The 15,545-nt window shown below is 66.0% G+C and carries 15 protein-coding genes and 1 riboswitch; of the genes, 2 read left to right on the top strand and 13 right to left on the bottom strand.

Annotated elements, in window-relative coordinates:
• On the top strand, positions 1 to 1,071 hold the full coding sequence (locus BerOc1_RS01920) for a class I SAM-dependent methyltransferase (RefSeq protein ID WP_129586465.1): 1,071 nt from the start codon (positions 1 to 3) through the stop codon (positions 1,069 to 1,071).
• Between the two features lie 80 nt (positions 1,072 to 1,151).
• On the opposite strand, the gene BerOc1_RS01925 is transcribed toward BerOc1_RS01920, so the two are convergent.
• The 7 genes from BerOc1_RS01925 to thiS all read right to left on the bottom strand — a co-directional run bounded on the left by BerOc1_RS01925 (position 1,152) and on the right by thiS (position 7,298).
• Positions 1,152 to 2,177 carry a 2,3-butanediol dehydrogenase gene (locus BerOc1_RS01925; RefSeq protein WP_242652824.1) on the bottom strand — a complete coding sequence of 342 codons (1,026 nt, stop codon included), beginning with the start codon at positions 2,175 to 2,177 and terminating at the stop codon, positions 1,152 to 1,154.
• A 413-nt stretch (positions 2,178 to 2,590) separates the two neighbouring features.
• Positions 2,591 to 3,895: a phosphomethylpyrimidine synthase ThiC gene (thiC, locus tag BerOc1_RS01930; RefSeq protein WP_071544038.1), complete on the bottom strand. Its 1,305-nt coding sequence runs from the start codon at positions 3,893 to 3,895 to the stop codon at positions 2,591 to 2,593.
• A 5-nt stretch (positions 3,896 to 3,900) separates the two neighbouring features.
• Positions 3,901 to 4,551 carry a thiamine phosphate synthase gene (gene thiE / locus BerOc1_RS01935; protein ID WP_071544039.1) on the bottom strand — a complete coding sequence of 217 codons (651 nt, stop codon included), beginning with the start codon at positions 4,549 to 4,551 and terminating at the stop codon, positions 3,901 to 3,903.
• Entirely contained in the window at positions 4,551 to 5,180 is a 630-nt protein-coding gene (gene thiF, locus BerOc1_RS01940) for a sulfur carrier protein ThiS adenylyltransferase ThiF (protein WP_071544040.1), read from the bottom strand. Before thiF ends, thiE begins: the two co-directional genes overlap by 1 nt.
• Positions 5,177 to 6,313: a 2-iminoacetate synthase ThiH gene (gene thiH, locus BerOc1_RS01945; protein WP_071544041.1), complete on the bottom strand. Its 1,137-nt coding sequence runs from the start codon at positions 6,311 to 6,313 to the stop codon at positions 5,177 to 5,179. The genes thiF and thiH overlap by 4 nt, the downstream gene beginning before the upstream one ends.
• Entirely contained in the window at positions 6,310 to 7,089 is a 780-nt protein-coding gene (locus tag BerOc1_RS01950) for a thiazole synthase (RefSeq protein ID WP_071544042.1), read from the bottom strand. The genes thiH and BerOc1_RS01950 overlap by 4 nt, the downstream gene beginning before the upstream one ends.
• Positions 7,090 to 7,097: 8 nt before the next feature.
• Positions 7,098 to 7,298 (bottom strand): sulfur carrier protein ThiS, encoded by a 201-nt coding sequence (thiS, locus tag BerOc1_RS01955; RefSeq protein ID WP_071544043.1) that lies wholly within the window; start codon positions 7,296 to 7,298, stop codon positions 7,098 to 7,100.
• A 75-nt stretch (positions 7,299 to 7,373) separates the two neighbouring features.
• Positions 7,374 to 7,477, bottom strand: a riboswitch (TPP riboswitch).
• A gap of 110 nt (positions 7,478 to 7,587) precedes the next feature.
• On the opposite strand from thiS, the gene BerOc1_RS01960 reads away from it, so the two are divergent.
• Positions 7,588 to 8,028, top strand: a complete 441-nt coding sequence (locus BerOc1_RS01960) for a hypothetical protein (protein WP_071544489.1) — start codon at positions 7,588 to 7,590, stop codon at positions 8,026 to 8,028.
• A gap of 68 nt (positions 8,029 to 8,096) precedes the next feature.
• Here BerOc1_RS01960 and BerOc1_RS01965 read toward each other — a convergent pair whose 3' ends face one another.
• The 6 genes from BerOc1_RS01965 to glmM form a co-directional block, all read right to left on the bottom strand.
• Positions 8,097 to 9,524, bottom strand: a complete 1,428-nt coding sequence (locus tag BerOc1_RS01965) for a hypothetical protein (RefSeq protein WP_071544490.1) — start codon at positions 9,522 to 9,524, stop codon at positions 8,097 to 8,099.
• Between the two features lie 12 nt (positions 9,525 to 9,536).
• The gene (locus BerOc1_RS01970) at positions 9,537 to 10,046 is read right to left on the bottom strand and encodes an OmpH/Skp family outer membrane protein (protein ID WP_071544044.1); all 510 of its coding nucleotides are present in this window, start codon (positions 10,044 to 10,046) and stop codon (positions 9,537 to 9,539) included.
• A gap of 70 nt (positions 10,047 to 10,116) precedes the next feature.
• On the bottom strand, positions 10,117 to 12,483 hold the full coding sequence (gene priA, locus BerOc1_RS01975) for a replication restart helicase PriA (RefSeq protein ID WP_071544045.1): 2,367 nt from the start codon (positions 12,481 to 12,483) through the stop codon (positions 10,117 to 10,119).
• A 7-nt stretch (positions 12,484 to 12,490) separates the two neighbouring features.
• Positions 12,491 to 13,216, bottom strand: coding sequence for a hypothetical protein (locus tag BerOc1_RS01980; protein ID WP_071544046.1), 726 nt, complete (start codon positions 13,214 to 13,216; stop codon positions 12,491 to 12,493).
• A 61-nt stretch (positions 13,217 to 13,277) separates the two neighbouring features.
• On the bottom strand, positions 13,278 to 14,150 hold the full coding sequence (gene galU / locus BerOc1_RS01985) for a UTP--glucose-1-phosphate uridylyltransferase GalU (protein ID WP_071544047.1): 873 nt from the start codon (positions 14,148 to 14,150) through the stop codon (positions 13,278 to 13,280).
• A 25-nt stretch (positions 14,151 to 14,175) separates the two neighbouring features.
• Positions 14,176 to 15,528 carry a phosphoglucosamine mutase gene (gene glmM / locus BerOc1_RS01990; protein ID WP_071544048.1) on the bottom strand — a complete coding sequence of 451 codons (1,353 nt, stop codon included), beginning with the start codon at positions 15,526 to 15,528 and terminating at the stop codon, positions 14,176 to 14,178.
• Positions 15,529 to 15,545: the final 17 nt, after the last annotated feature.

The raw sequence follows: 15,545 nt of genomic DNA on the forward strand, positions 1-15,545 counted from the left end.
ATGACCGTATTCAACGACAACGCCATAGGCGCGCTGGAATTCACCGTGACCTGGGAGCGGGACGGCGAGCGCCATGAGGAGTGGTTCCTGGGCCGCAAAGTCAACCCGGTGAACGATATCTTCCCGCGCGGCATGCGCCAAGCCCTGGAGGACAAACAGGCCGGGGAGTCCGTGGCCTTCACCTACGAGCCGCGCCTGTGCATTCCTCGAAGAAAGGACAATTTGATCCTGCGCCTGACCCGCGACCGGCTGCGGCGCAAGACCGTGTCGGGCGATCCGATCATCCCGCGCCTGGGCCGTTTTTATCCCCAGGGGCACATCGACGGGCTGCTTGACGTCTACCCCGATACCCTGACTCCGTTCAGGCTGATCGACCTCGACGACGAGACCTTCACCGCCGACCGCAACCACCCCCTGGCCGACGTGCCGGTGACCATCGAAGCCAAGGTCCAGTATCTGGAGGAACGCGACACCGGCACCTACGGCTCCCTGACCCACTGGCGCGAGGCCACCTGCGACTGGGGGCCGGGCATGCAGGCCATGCTCGACGGCGAGCCGCCGGACTTCTTCCACCCCGCCTTCTTCGACCGCACAACGGACCTCGGCGAGGACTTCCGCCCGCCCGCGCCCGACGCGGCCGCCCTGCGCAACTACCGGCGCCTCCTCGCCCGGTTCGTGCGGCCCGGCATGCGCGTCCTGGACCTCTCCCCGGACTCCGAGCGCCCGACCGGCAAATACGACGCGGCCGCCTGTCTCTGCGCCCTGGAATACATGGACCGCCCCGTGGACATCCTGCGCTACATCGACCACTTCCTGACGCCCGGCGCGCCCGTGGTCCTGGCCTTCACCCACGCCTTCGACCCGGAACGGGCCATCCGGGGCTGGAGCGAACTCCACCCGTTCGAGCGCATGGGGCTGGCCCTGGAATACCTGCGCATGGCCGGGGTCACGCAAGGCCTCGGCACGGTCTCCATGCGCAACGACTGGCGCGACCGCGACGATCCCGCGTTTCTCGAAACCAGGGGAGTCAGCGACCCGCTGTTCCTGGCCTACGGACACAAACCGGAATAAGAGACGTGCCGCCCCACCCGGGCGGCACGCTCCATTACGGGGCGTAACCGCCCCGCGAACCATCACGTTTTCGAGCCCGGCTAATCCCCCAGCCTGACCAGAATCTTAATGTTCTCGTCCTTGTTGTTGATCAGTTCCAAAAAGCCCTTTTCCACGATGTCCTCCAGGCCGATGCGGCCCGTTATCAAGGGCTCTGCCTTGAGCGCGCCGCTAGCCAACAGGGCCGACACGCCAATGAAGTCGTCCAGGGTGTAGGCCAGGGTGCCGATGGCCCGCTTGTCCGTGCCGCTCAGGCTGAAGAAGTTGAACTCGCTGGCCTCCTCGAAGATGCCCACGATGACGGCCCGGCCCGCGTTGCGGATGATGTCCACGGCCAGGGGGCCGGTCATCTTGTTGCCCACGCATTCGAAGGACACGTCGGCCCCGGAGCCGTTGGTCATGGCCTTGACCTCGGCCACGGCGTCGCATTCACGGGGGTTGAGGACCACGTCCGCGCCGCACTCCATGGCCTTGGCGATCCTCGCGGCGGACATCTCCAGGACGATGACCTTGCCCGCGCCCGCGGCCTTGGCGGCCATCATGGTCCCCAGGCCGATGGTCCCCGCGCCGATGACCACGACCGTCTCGCCCAGGATGGAACCGGCCTCGCGCACGGCCTTGAACCCGGTGGCCAGCGGTTCGATGACCGCCCCGGCCTCGGCGGACACGCCCTCGGGCAGCACGAAGCAGAGCTCGGCCGGAACGTTGACGTACCTGGCGAACGCCCCGTCGTTGTGCAGCCCGGTGAAGGCCAGCTTCTCACAGACGTTGTATCGCCCGGCCCGGCAGGTGACGCACTCGCCGCAGTGCTGGCAGGCGTCCGGGGCGACCATGTCGCCGACCTTGACCTTGGTCACGCCCGCGCCGACCTCCACCACCGTGCCGGTGAACTCGTGGCCCAGGATCAGGCTGCCCTGCTTTCCGGTCAGGGGATGGGGGGCGTCCACCGGGATGAAGATGGGACCGGCCACGTACTCGTGCAGGTCGGACCCGCAGATGCCGCACCACTGAACCGCGATCTTGACCCAGCCCGCCGGAGGGGACGGGGGAACGGGAACGGTCTCCACACGGATATCCTCTCTGCCATGCCAAACTGCGGCTCGCATCGTCTCACTCATGGGTCACTTCCTTTGGTTTCTGGTTGAGGGTTCACGGTCGCCGCCAGCGCCGTTGCGACGGCACCCGCCGGATTGCACCCCCCATGCCGGTAAGCGCCCGAGCGGCTGCGTATTCCCAGAGTGCGGACCGGGAACTCCAATGAAATCAGGTCGAGGAAAACAGCGGGCCCGGTGAACCGGACCAAAACGGTAGAAAAACCGGACCTGTGCGGAATTCGAACAAAGGCGGGAACACTGTCTGTTTTCCGAACAGAAAACGGACAGTGAAAAACACCCAGGAAGGACGGGGAGCGGAGCAAAAAAGGGAAAGGCCCCGGAGGCGGAGCGCCTCCGGGGCCGGTTTCGTCTTGGAAAGGACCAGGCTAGTCGTCCAGCTGGATGTCCTTGCCCTCGAGTACGCGGTTCATATTGCGCACGGCGCACATCTTGCCGCACATGGTGCAGGAGTCCTTGTGCTCGGGCTCCGAGGACTTGCGGTATTCCGTGGGCTTGACCGGGTCCATGGCCAGGGCGAACTGGGCGTCCCAGTCCAGGGCCGCGCGGGCCTTGGCCATGTTGTTGTCCCAGTCGGCCGCGCCCGGGTAGCCCTTGGCGATGTCGGCGGCGTGGGCCGCGATGCGGGTGGCCACGATGCCGTCCTTCATGTCCTCCAGGGTGGGCAGGCGCAGGTGCTCGGCCGGGGTGACGTAGCACAGGAAGTCCGCGCCGGAAGCGCCCGCGATGGCCCCGCCGATGGCGGCGGTGATGTGGTCGTAGCCCGGGGCAACGTCCGTGACCAGCGGGCCCAGCACGTAGAACGGCGCGTTGTGGCACAGCCTTTTTTCCATCATCATGTTGCCGGGAATCTCGTTCATGGCCATGTGGCCGGGCCCCTCGATCATGACCTGAACGTTGCGCTCCCAGGCGCGCTTGGTCAGCTCGCCCAGGGTGATCAGTTCCTCCACCTGGCAGGCGTCGGTGGCGTCGTACAGGCAGCCGGGACGGCAGCCGTCGCCCAGGCTCAGGGTCACGTCATACTCCTCGCAGATGTCCAGCAGACGATCGAAGTGCTCGTAGAACGGGTTCTCGGCGTTGTTGATCTCCATCCAGGTGAACAGCAGGGAGCCGCCGCGCGAGACGATGTTGGTCAGCCTTTTCGCGGTCTTGACCTTCTCGGCGGTGTGCTTGTTCAGGCCCGCGTGGATGGTCAGGAAGTCCACGCCGTCCTGGACGTGGCGCTCGACCACCTTGAAGAACTCGTCCACGGTGATGTCCTGGAGGTTCTTGTCGTAGAAGCCCACCGCGTCGTAGATGGGCACGGTGCCGATCATGGCCGGGGACATCTCGACCAGTTTCTGCCGAAATTCCTGGGTCTTGCCGTAGCAGGACAGGTCCATGATGGCCTCGGCCTTCATGTCCAGGGCGGCCCGGACCTTGTCCAGCTCGGGCTCCACGTCGCAGCAGTCCTTGGAGATGCCCAGGTTGACGTTGATCTTGATGCGCATGCCCTCGCCCACGGCCTCGGCATCCAGGTTCTTGTGATTCTTGTTGGCCGGGATGATCACGGCTCCACGGGCCATCCGCTCCATGAGATCCTCGACGCGGATGTTTTCCTTTCGGGCCACGGTCTCCATCTGGGGGGTGACGATGCCCTTGCGGGCGGCGTCCATCTGAGTGGTATAAGACATTGGTTCTACTCCTTCGCCGCTTCCATCTGATTGCGGAGGGCGGTTATTTTTGCTGCGATATTCGCATCCCCGACGATCTCGGTGACCAGGGCCGCGCAACGCGCACCGTGCCGGACCACCTCGCCGAGGTTGTGTTCCTTGATGCCGCCGATGGCCACGAAGGGGATGTCGTGGTTGGCGACCACATAGTCGAGGTACTCCAGCCCCACCGGATCGACCACGTCGTCCTTGGTGTAAGTGCGGAAGATCGGGCCCACGCCGATGTAGTCCGCGCCGCGCCCGATGGCGTCTCGGGCCTGCTCCGGGCTGTGGGTGGACAGGCCGATGGCCATGTCCGGGCCGACCAGTTCGCGCACGCACTCGACCGGGAGGTCCTCCTGGCCCACGTGCACGCCGTCCGCGCCCACCAGGATGGCGATGTCGATGTCGTCGTTGACGATGAAGGCGGCCCCGGCCCGGCGGGTCATCTCGCGGATGGCGCGGCACTCCTTAAGCTTCGCGCCCGCCTTCTTCTCCTTTTCGCGGTACTGGACGAGCTTCACGCCCGCGTCGAGCATCTCCCGGACCACTTCCGGGTTGGACCGTCCGTTGGAGAACTTCTCGGCGGTCAGGCAATACAGATCGGTGTCCAGAATGTTGCGGCGGTTGAAGGCCATCACTCGCCCTCCTTGCCGTTCACGGGGCCCAGGAAATGGGCCAGGATGACGTCCGCCTGCTTCGCGGCCGCGATGCCCACCCTCGGCGACAGGGGCGGCGTGTCCAGGGAGCATTCGGTCACGCCGTCGCCGATGAGGTAGAAGTTGTCGCGGACCTTGCGGGTGGCCAGGGCGTCGCCGTCGCCGCACCCGCCGATACCCGAGGCCGAGACCACCAACCTGCCCAGGGGCAGCAGGGCCTCGACCAGCCGCTTCTTGGCGGCGGCCCGGTCGAAGGCCTCGACCACGGCATCGCACCGGCCGAACAGCTTCTTCACCCGGGCCACGTCGACGCGCTCCACGTAGATGTCCAAATCCAGGTCCGGATTCACGGCACGCATGTTGGCGGCCAGGGCCTCGGCCTTGTACTGCCCCACCTGATCGTTGAAAAACGCCTGGCGGTTGAGGTTGGAGTACTCCACGCGGTCGAAGTCCACCAGGACGAAGCGGGTGAAGCCGCTGCGCACCAGGTGCATGGCGCAGTTGGACCCCAGCCCGCCGCATCCGGCGATGCCGATCGTGACCTCCCGCAGCCGGGCCAGGTTCGCCTCGCCGATATGGGCGGCTATGCCTTGCTCCACGTTGTTCATGCGCCTTCTCCCGCGGTTTCGAATATGGGCTCCCAGTCCTTGAAGACCGGCTGGTATCCCTTGGCGCGCAGTGCGGCGCAGACCTCGTCCACGCCGCGCGCGTCGCTGATGTCGAACTGGCCCGTGTTCTCCTCGTCGCCGGTTCCGTCCGCGTGGCCGCCCACGGCCGTGGACACGCCCGCCGACATGCGGGTCACGCCCAGGGGCAGGATGTTCTCGCGGAATTCGGCGTTCTCGCGGGTGGAGATGGTGATGCCCACCCGGGGCAGGAACAGCCGCAGGGCCATGAGGAACTGAACCATGTCCCGATCCGATACGATGGTCGCGGGCTCCCAGTCGCCCACGTGCGGACGCATGCGCGGCAGGGACACGGCGATGTCCGTCTCCGGATACTCATGCATCAGGTATGCCGCGTGCAGGCCGGTCAGCAGCGCGTCGCGCCGCCAGTCGCCCAGGCCGAGCAGCGCGCCGATATTGACCACGCGCATGCCGGCCCGGCAGGCCCGCTCCGGGGCATCCAGGCGGAACCGGTAGTCACGCTTGGGACCCTTGGGATGGAGCACGGCGTAGAGCTCTTCGTCATAGGTCTCCTGGAACATGGTCATGCCGTCCACGCCCGCCCGGACAAGGCGCGCATATTCCTCCTCGGTCAGGGCGAAGACCTCGATGGACACGGACGGGAAGTGCCTGTTCAGAACCCTGGTGCAGGCCTCCAGGTAGTCCACCCCGGTCTTGGCCGGGGCGTCGCCGGTCAGGATGAGCAGGTTCTTCAGCCCGGTGGCCGCGATGGCCGCGCCCTCGGCGTCCACCTCTTCCAGGGTCAGCTTGGAGCGGTGGATGGAGTTGGTGCAGTTGAACCCGCAATAGACGCAGTGGTTGGTGCAGAAGTTGGCCAGGTAGAGCGGCGTGAACAAGCTGACGGTCTTGCCGAAGTGCTGGACGGTCAACCGGCTGGCCTTTTGCGCCATCTCCTCGATCAGGGAGGAGGCGGCCGGGCTCATCAGGGCCATGAAGTCCTCGGCCGTGGCCGTGGTCCGGTTCATGGCCCGGCGCACGTCCTGTTCGGTGAAGTCGTCGAAACGCGCGTCGGGCAAGCCCTCGGCGTACGCCGCTATAAGCGGGTGAAAGCTCATGCCGCGCCCCCCAAAAAGCCGGTCAGGGGCGAGGAGGCGTCGGCCAGAACGCGCTTGGCGCCGGGGCCGGACAGGTAGGCCTCGCGCCCGGCGCGAACCGCCCTGCCAAAGGCGCGGGCCATCATGACCGGGTCGCTGGCCGTGGCGATGGCCGTGTTGACCAGAACCGCGTCCGCGCCCATCTCCATGGCCTCGCATGCCTCGGACGGGCGGCCGATGCCCGCGTCCACCACGATGGGCAGGTCGATCTCCTCGATGAGGATGCGGACCATCTCGCGGGTCTTGAGCCCCCGGTTGGTGCCGATGGGCGCGCCCAGCGGCATGACCGCGGCCGCGCCCGCGTCGACCAGCGCCTTGGCCACGTACAGGTCGGCGTTGACGTAAGGCAGGACGACGAATCCCTCTTTGGCCAGGATCTCCGTGGCCTTGACCGTCTCAAAGCCGTCGGGCAGCAGGTAGCGGTTGTCCGAGATGACCTCGATCTTGATCCAGTCGCCACAGCCCATGGCCCGGGCCAGCCGGGCGATGCGCACGGCCTCGTCCGCGGTGCGCGCGCCCGAGGTGTTGGGCAGCAGCTGCATATGCTTGGGAATGAAATCCATGACGTTGCCGGTGGCGGACTCCAGGTCCACCCGGCGCAGGGCCACGGTGATGACCTCGGAGCCCGAGGCCTGGCAGACATCCGGAATGACGCTGTCGTCGCCGTATTTTCCGGTGCCGGTGAACAGGCGGCTGGACAGGATCCTGCCGCCGATCTCGAAGGTATCCTCGCTCATGTCTTCTCCTATCCCCCGCCTACGAAGCGGAGGACTTCCAGATGGTCGCCGTCGTTCAGGCCGACCTCGCCGAACCGCTCGCCGGGGACGATTTCCCCGTTGCGTTCGACGACCACGGCGCTCGGCGCGATCCCTCTTGATTCAAGCAAGGCGAGAATGGTCAGGGGCTCGTCAAGCTCCGACGCCTTGCCGTTGATGGTGACGATCATAACGGTCTCCCTGCAGGCGCGTTGCCAAAAAAAACGCCTGCCTCCGATGTGAGGCAAGCGCGGCACAATGACGAGATCATCCTGTGGCAGCTTCCCTCCGTCGGTATTGTCCGAATCAGGTTCAAAGGGTCGGATCCTCTCGATCCATCTCAGCCACAAGGGCCCCCCTAGCTGTCGGAACCCTATGCGGTTTTGCAAGACATGTAAAGTTATTCGTCAAGGCTAAAGTAGCGGACAAACCTGTCCGATAAGGCACCCGTGGCATATAACACAACGGGGGATGTTGTTCATGTTTTCCACACTGTTCCAGGCGACCGGTTTCAAGCGGGCCCTCGACCTGTTCGAGGCTGGACGATTCGATGAAGGCAAGGCGCTGCTCAAGAGCCTGCAGGACGAATTTCTGGCGGTCTGCGACGAAAACGAGGCCCTCAAGAAACAACTGGCCGAGGTGGCGGAAGTCCTCGACCTGGCTGAAAAAATTCAATTCGACGGGCAGAAGTACTGGCTCGACGAGGACGGCGAACGCAAGGGGCCGTTCTGCCAGGTCTGCTACGACCGCGACGGGTTGCTGGTCCACCTGCACCGGCGCGAGAACCACTGGGAGTGCCAGAGCTGCCACGGCCTGTACATCCTCCCCCGCGAATCCGAAAAGGGACCGCAGAAAAAGCCGCGCCTGCGCACCACCCTGGACAAGACCGTTCCCCTGTTCCTCGAACAGGAAATGAGCTGACCCGGCCCAAGGAACGAAAAAGCCCCCGCTCGGCGGACCGTGCGGGGGCTTTCTTGCGTCGAAGCGGACTACATGAATTTGGTCCCGAACAGGGTTGCCCTGCGGGTCCACAGTTCGGTCATGCCGTCGTAGTCGAATTTGATCACGCCCCAGGCCAGGTCTTCCATATCCATGCCCGGCAGATATATCTCCACCAACACGTTCTTGGTCACCCGACGGTGATCCTTCCACAGACTGGAGGCAAAATCCCGCAGCGCCGTGCGGTCGGGCAGCTTGGTGGTGGCCAGGAAAACCTTGAGGGTAATCCATATCTGCCCGTATTCGCGATTCTCGGACTTCTCCAGGAACTTGTAGCGGTAGCCGTGCGCATTCTGGTCCGGCGTCGGGTCGGGCCGTTTGACGTCCTTGAACGCGGACCGGTCGATGACCATGGTCTGCTGCCGGGCGGGCGCGGGCGCGGGCCGTTCGCTCTTGAGCGCCTCGGCCTTGAGGGCTTCGGCGGACACCACGGGCTCGGCAGGCGCTACGGACTTTGCGGGCGGAACCGGTTGCGCAGACCTTTGCGGTCTCGCGGGCGCTGCCGATTTGGCGGGCTCCACGGGTGCGGCAGGGGCCACCGTAAGCCCCGCCTCGCGGGAGTTCGTCTGCATGGCGGTCTGCAGAGCGTAGCCGATGGAGCTGCTCTCCGAGCGGATCATGTCGCTGGCCTTGAAGACCGCGTACCAGCCGTTGCGCAGCAGGCCCAGCTGGACCACCTCGCCGGGCTCAAGCGTCTGCACCAGCGGAGAGGTGGTGGTCCGGCTCTGGTGAACGTTGACCGCGTCGGTCAGGGCCACCCGCCGGATGGCCGGGGATGACACGGGCTCGGCCGGGGTCGGGGACTGCGCAGGCGGTTCCACGGCCTGGCGGACGACGGGCGCGGCGGGCGCGGGAGCCGGTTCCGGCTCGGGTTCCGGAGCCGGTGCGGACGAAGTCGCCTCGGTCACGGGCTCCAGGTACTTGATGCTGACGTAGCCGATGCCGTTCAACCGCGAGCGGATGGTGGCGTCGGACGAAAAGACCACGGTCCAATCGTCCTCGGGAAAATCGACGAGCACGCGTTCGCCGGGTTGCAGGGTGCGGACCTTGGCCCCCCGGACGCTCGGCTGGCTGCGGATGTTCAGCTTGGTGGACGACACGGCCAGCTCGCCCCACGGCTTGGGCTCGTACCGTCCCCGGGTGGGCTTGAGAAACTTGGCGTTGGAATAGCCCGCCGCCTTGGACTCGCTCGGGTCGGTGGCGTCGGGCTCGTACACGGCCACCCAGCCGTCCTTTTCGTGAGCCACCCGGACCTTCTGCCCGGCGTACAGGCTGCCGACCCATTCCGCCCTGGGCGAACGGGCGTCCCGCAGGTTCAGCGGACGGTCCGAATACATGATTTCACCGAAGGAGAAGGCCGGTCCGGCGGCCAGGACCAGACAGACGGCGGCGACGAGGATGGAATAGATTCTGCGCATGGGAAACACCGCCTATTTCATGGAGTTGAGTTCATGGATGACCCGGTCGGTGATGTCCATGGAGCCGTCCACGTACCCGATGATCTCGGGGTCGGTCAGGATCATGGTGAATCCCTGCTCCCTGGCGATTTCCTTGAGGATGGAGTCGGCCTTCCGCATGACGAAACGGATGAGCTGGCGCTCCTCGCTCTGGATCTCCTGGTTGCTGTTCTGGACCAGCTGCTCGTAGTCGCGCACGGTGGCGCGCAGTTCGGTCTCGCGGCTCTGCTGCTCGCTCACGGACAGGGCGTCCTCCTTGAGGCCCTCCTGGAGCCTGTTGACCTTGTCCAAGGCCTCGCGCACGCGGCGGTCCTTTTCCTTGCCCAGCCGGGCCAGATCTTCCTGGGCGATCTTGCCTATCTTGGATTCGTTGATGATCCGCTGCGGGTTGACGAACCCGACCTTGGAGGTTTGGGCCAGGGCCGGGACAGCCGCCAGGAGCAGGACGGCGCACAGCCACAGGATCAGGGAAAAACGCTTCATAGGGGGTGGATACCTCATTGTCGTTGAAGAATGGGAACAACCTAGCCGACAACCCGGCCCCTGTCGATACCTACAGGGTGGACAGAGGATCGAGGTCCAGGCCGGTGCGCACCTTGCGCGGATCGGGATTGGCCCGGGCCATGGCCGCGTACAGCCCCCGGACCTTGCCCCAGTCGTCGGACTTGAGCAGGCAGTTGAACCGCTTGCGCCCGCGCAACATGGACAGCGGGGCCGGGGCCGGACCAAGCACACTGATACCGAGCGCCCTGCCCTGCTCGCGGAGGACTTCCCCCATGAGGCTCAGGGCCGCCGGGCCGTTGTCGTAGTCCGCAGGAAAGCTGATGCGCACCAGGGCCATGTGGGAGAACGGCGGATAGCGGAACATATTGCGCCGGGAGGCCTCGCGGTCGAAAAATCCCTGGTAGTCGCCGCCCAGAATCTCCTTCCAGATGGGATGGTCCGGGTTGCGCGTCTGGATGAGCACGCGGCCCGGATGCTCGCCGCGCCCGGCCCGGCCCGCCACCTGGACGAGCAGTTGGAAGGTCCGTTCCGAGGAACGGTAGTCCGGCAGGTTCAGGCCAAGGTCGCCGTCGGCCACGACCACCAGGGTCACGCCCGGGAAATGGTGTCCCTTGGAGATCATCTGCGTGCCCACCAGGACCTGGGCCTCGCCCCGGCCGAAAGCCCCGAGTATCTCCTCCAGCCGCTCCTGCCGCCTCGTGGCGTCGCGGTCCAGGCGCAGGACCTTGGCGTCCTCGGGCAACAGGTCGGTCAGGGCTTCCTCGAGCCGTTCCGTGCCCTCGCCCATGGGGATGAAATTCACTCCGCCGCACTTGCGGCAGGTCAACGGATAGGAATAGGTCCGGCCGCAGTAGTGGCAGACCAGCCGCTCGCGCCCCTTGTGGTAGGTCATGCCCACTTCGCAGTCCGGGCAGCGCACGGTCTCGCCGCAGTCCAGGCAGTACATGAGCGGGGCGTAGCCGCGCCGGTTGAGCATGACGATGACCTGCTCCCCGGCCTTGACGGTCTCGCGGACCGCCTCGCGCACCCTGTCCGACAAAAGCTGCTTGGAACTGCCGAGTTCCGCGATGTTGACCAGCTCCACGTCGGGCAGCCGGGCGTCGCCCACCCGCTCCTTGAGGGTGGACACCCTTATGCGCCCCGCACTGGCCGCCTGGAACGTCTTGACGTCGGGCGTGGCCGAGCCGAGCAGGAGCAACCCCTTGCTCCTTCCCGTGCGGAACCAGGCCACCTCCTTGGCGTGGTAGGCCAACCGGTCCTCCTGCTTGAAGGACTCGTCGTGCTCCTCGTCCATGACCACCATGCCCAGGTTGGGCAGGGGCAGGAACACGGCGGACCGGGTGCCGACCACCAGAACCGGGTCCTCGCCCCCGGCCAGTTCGCGGAAGGAGGCCTCGCGCTTCTTGGGGCTCTGGTAGCCGTGATAGAATATGGTCCTGAAATGCGGGAACCGCCTGGCCACGGTGCGGTAGAGCTGGCAGGCCAGGGCCACCTCGGGGGCGAGGAAGAGCACGGACCGCCCCTGCTCCAGCAGCAGCCGAGCCATCTCCATGTAGAGCACGGTCTTGCCGCTGCCGGTCACACCGTGGACCAGGTGCGCGCCCCCGCCGCTCTCCAGCGTCTCGGTCATCTCGTCCAGGGCGGTCCGCTGCTCGTCGGTCAGGGCGAATTCGCAACCGGGATCGTCCGCCCCGTTTTGCCCCGCCCCGTCGATCTCGGCCATATGGTCGGCGGTCAACTCGCCCAGCCGGACCACGCCCGCGCCTTCAAGCTTGACGGCCACGTCCGGGGCCCAGTCGCCCAGGGTATGGCGCAGGGAATACAGGCTCTGCGGGCCGTTCTCCATGAGGTGTTCCAGGAGCCGGAGCTGGCGCTTGGCATTGGGCCGCACGGCCCACGGCGGATCGGATTCCAGGGAGACGTAGCGCTCCTCGGCCTCTTTTTTCGCATTGATGCGCACGCGCATGCGCCCTTCGAGCCAGAGGTCCACGAGCGCGGCCCGATCCCTGTCCTTGACCCGGACGATGTCGGGCGGACGCATGGTCGCGGGCAGATTGCGTTCGGTCATGTGCCGGTCCACCTTGAAGGTCACGGCCGCCGTGCGCAGGCCGCGCGGCAGGGCGATCTCCAGGATGCGGCCCACGTGGACCATCTGCCGCGAGGCCAGGTTCACGGCCATGTCCACGAAATCCTGGTCCAGCAGCGGCGAAAGCTCCAGGGGCCAGATCATGTTCTTGATCTCCACGCCCCGGGGCGCGGCTTCGGCCGGGCCGACCACCACCCCCGCGCGGTGGGACTTGCCGAACGGAATGATCACCCGCTGCCCGGGGGAAAGGGGCGGAAAATGCGAAGGGAGCCCGTAGGTCCACGTCTCATAGGGCGGACTGACGAGCGTTACCTGCCAGAGATCGGCCATGGCGGGATTACTTGGCCTGCGGGTAGCGGAAGGTTCGGCGCATCAGGTCGAACGGCATGGGCGGTTCGGCGCACGGCGCGGGATCAAGCGCGTCGCGGGCGAAGAGCTCCTCGCCGTCCGCACCGTTGAGCCGGACCCACTCCACGTCGGCCGCCAGTTCGCCCTGGCCCGAGCGGACCGCGACCTTTTGCGGCACGCGGTACCCCGCATAGGTCCGGTAGTCGGCGAACTCCACGGTGACCATGCCCCCGTCCGCCCTGTAGCGGATCGTGAGCGGGGCCAGGTCCTCGTTGTTGAGGAAGATCGCTGGATTGCCCTCGTCGGCGGGATCCGCGCCGAGCATGAGGCACGGGGCCTCGCCGCAGAATCCGTAGCTGCCCGTGGTCACGTCCACGCCCCAGGAGCGCCAGGTCCCGACCGGATGGGGGACCATCCAGACGAACAGGGGCGACAAGGGAAAAGACCCTGCCGTGCATGCCCCGGCCACGTTGCCGAGCGAGCCCACGGCCACGGCCTTGTCGCCCGCCCGCCACTGCTGGCGCCACTTGCCGCGCGCGTACCACAGGTCCACGGACACCCCGGGGTAGTCAGGGAAGGTCATCCGGGCCTGCCAGGAACGCATGGGACCGTAGTTCTTCCGCAACCGCGCGGCCAATTCCTCGCCGTCGGGCACGAAGGCGAAGGCGGGAAGCGCGGTCAGACACACCAGCAACAGGGTCAACAGGGTCTTCATGTTCTCTCTGGATTCAGGATCGCAAAGGCGGGCGCGCGAGCGCCCGCCGGTTCATTGCGCGTTAGGACGAGCAGGAAAGCAGTTCCTGCAGCCGCTTGACCAGGTCGTCTCGCAGCTCCTCGTCCTGCAGGGCGAAGTAGATGTTGGCGGTGAGATATTCCACCCAGTCGCCCGCGTCAAACCGCTGTCCGGCCAGCCGGACCGCGATGAGCTTGTCCTGGTCGGCCAGCCCCTGCAGGGCGTCGGTCAGCTGGATCTCGCCGCCCACGCCCGCGCGCTGGCCCTCGAGAATATCGAATATCTCGGGCAGCAGGACGTAGCGGCCGATGATGGCCAGGTTGGACGGGGCCTCCTCGGGCTTGGGCTTCTCCACCAGGTTGGTCACCCGGTAGGTGTGCGAGTCGATGGATTCGCCCTTGATCACGCCGTAGCGGCTGACCTTGGACTTGGGCACCTCGATGACGCCGACCACGGCCTTGCCGGTCTCCTTGGCGGCCTTGAGCAGCTCGCCGATGCCGGCCTGCACGCCGAACATGAGGTCGTCGCCGAGCATGACCGCGAATGGCTCATTCTGGCAGACCTCGCGGGCGGTGAGCACCGCATGGCCCAGGCCGAGCTGTTCCTTCTGGCGCACGCCGATGACGTTGACCAGGCTGGCCACGCGCCTAACCTCTTCGAGCATGGCGGTCTTGCCCGCCCGCTCCAGGAGCTGCTCCAGGAGGAAGTTGCGGTCGAAATGATCCTCGATGATGGTCTTGTTCTGGTTGGTGATGAAGACCACGTCCTTCAGGCCCGCGGCAATGCCCTCCTCCACTATGTACTGGACGATGGGCTTGCGGAAGATGGGCAGCATCTCCTTGGGTACGTTCTTGGTGGCCGGGAGTGAACGGGTGCCCCAGCCTGCGACCGGAATGACGGCTTTGGTTATTTCCATATGATCCTCCGCTGTGGTGGTTGTCCTATTTGAGATACTTTTCGCACGCCGCGACGATGTCGCCGGTATACCGCTCCACCAGCGCCGGGTCCGCGGCCTCGACCATGACGCGGCAGACCGCCTCGGTGCCGGAGTAGCGCAGGAGCACGCGGCCCTTGCCTTCAAGGGCGGCCTCCACCTTGCGCACGGCCTCCTGGACTTCCGGGGCCTGGTCAAAGGGAATCTTGCGCTTGACGTGGACGTTTTTGAGCACCTGGGGGAACGGTTCGAGCAGCCCGGCCAGTTCGGACAGGGGACGCTCCCGCTCGCGCATGATGCGCAGCAGCTGCAGGGCGGCCAGCAACCCGTCGCCGGTGGTGGCGTGGTCCATGAAGATGAGATGCCCGGACTGCTCGCCGCCGAGCACCGCGCCCTCGCGGCGCATGGCCTCGACCACGTAGCGGTCGCCCACGTCCGTGCGCAGCAGCCGCCCGCCGTGCTCCTTCATGAACAGTTCGAGCGCCATGTTGGACATGACCGTGGCCACGAGCATGTTGCCCGGCAGCCCGTCCTTTTCCATGAGCTCCAGGGCGCACAGGGCCATGATCTGGTCGCCGTCCAGGATGCGGCCCTTCTCGTCGCAGACGATCAGCCGGTCCGCGTCGCCGTCCAGGGCGATGCCTATGTCCGCGCCCTCCTCCACCACCATCCGGGCGATGACTTCGGGATAGAGGGAGCCGCACTTCTGGTTGATGTTCAGGCCGTCCGGGGACACGCCCACGGTGACGACCTCGGCCCCGAGCTCCTCGAGGACATACGGGGCCACGCCGTAGGCCGCGCCGTGCGCGCAGTCGAGCACGATCTTGACCCCGTCCAGGGTCAGGTGCTGGGAAAAGCTGTTCTTCAGGTAGACGATGTACCGCCCGGGCGCGTCATTGATGCGGTGGGCGCGGCCCACGTCCTCGGCCGGGGGGTAGTCCCACTGGGTGTCCTTGCCCAGGACCAGTTCGCTGATCTCGTCCTCCACCTCGTCCGGCAGCTTGAAGCCGTTGCGGTCGAAGAACTTGATGCCGTTATCCATGAACGGGTTGTGCGAGGCGGAGATGACCACGCCGAGGTCGGCGCGCATGTTCCGGGTCAGAAAGGAAATGGCCGGGGTCGGCATGGGGCCGACCAGGAAGACGTCCATGCCGTTGGCGCACAGGCCGCTGGTCAGCGCGGTCTCGAACACGTAGCCGGACAGCCGGGTATCCTTGCCTATGACCACCCGGTGATGCTTGTTGCCGTTGCGGAAATACTGGCCTGCGGCCAGGCCGAGCCGGAGCGCGATCTCGGGGGTCATGGGGAAGATGTTCCCCTGCCCCCGCAGGCCGTCGGTTCCGAAGAGCCTTTGTTTCATTGAATACTCCAACTTGC

This window comes from Pseudodesulfovibrio hydrargyri (assembly GCF_001874525.1).
Taxonomy (GTDB): domain Bacteria; phylum Desulfobacterota; class Desulfovibrionia; order Desulfovibrionales; family Desulfovibrionaceae; genus Pseudodesulfovibrio; species Pseudodesulfovibrio hydrargyri.

Excerpts from the sequence above, each read along its gene's own strand:
- galU (WP_071544047.1), bottom strand. The coding sequence starts at position 14,150 with ATGGAAATAACCAAAGCCGTCATTCCGGTCGCAGGCTGGGGCACCCGT.
- BerOc1_RS01980 (WP_071544046.1), bottom strand. The coding sequence starts at position 13,216 with ATGAAGACCCTGTTGACCCTGTTGCTGGTGTGTCTGACCGCGCTTCCC.
- priA (WP_071544045.1), bottom strand. The coding sequence starts at position 12,483 with ATGGCCGATCTCTGGCAGGTAACGCTCGTCAGTCCGCCCTATGAGACG.
- thiS (WP_071544043.1), bottom strand. The coding sequence starts at position 7,298 with ATGATCGTCACCATCAACGGCAAGGCGTCGGAGCTTGACGAGCCCCTG.
- glmM (WP_071544048.1), bottom strand. The coding sequence starts at position 15,528 with ATGAAACAAAGGCTCTTCGGAACCGACGGCCTGCGGGGGCAGGGGAAC.
- thiH (WP_071544041.1), bottom strand. The coding sequence starts at position 6,313 with ATGAGCTTTCACCCGCTTATAGCGGCGTACGCCGAGGGCTTGCCCGAC.
- BerOc1_RS01950 (WP_071544042.1), bottom strand. The coding sequence starts at position 7,089 with ATGAGCGAGGATACCTTCGAGATCGGCGGCAGGATCCTGTCCAGCCGC.
- BerOc1_RS01970 (WP_071544044.1), bottom strand. The coding sequence starts at position 10,046 with ATGAAGCGTTTTTCCCTGATCCTGTGGCTGTGCGCCGTCCTGCTCCTG.
- thiC (WP_071544038.1), bottom strand. The coding sequence starts at position 3,895 with ATGTCTTATACCACTCAGATGGACGCCGCCCGCAAGGGCATCGTCACC.
- BerOc1_RS01920 (WP_129586465.1), top strand. The coding sequence starts at position 1 with ATGACCGTATTCAACGACAACGCCATAGGCGCGCTGGAATTCACCGTG.
- thiE (WP_071544039.1), bottom strand. The coding sequence starts at position 4,551 with ATGGCCTTCAACCGCCGCAACATTCTGGACACCGATCTGTATTGCCTG.
- BerOc1_RS01965 (WP_071544490.1), bottom strand. The coding sequence starts at position 9,524 with ATGCGCAGAATCTATTCCATCCTCGTCGCCGCCGTCTGTCTGGTCCTG.
- BerOc1_RS01960 (WP_071544489.1), top strand. The coding sequence starts at position 7,588 with ATGTTTTCCACACTGTTCCAGGCGACCGGTTTCAAGCGGGCCCTCGAC.
- thiF (WP_071544040.1), bottom strand. The coding sequence starts at position 5,180 with ATGAACAACGTGGAGCAAGGCATAGCCGCCCATATCGGCGAGGCGAAC.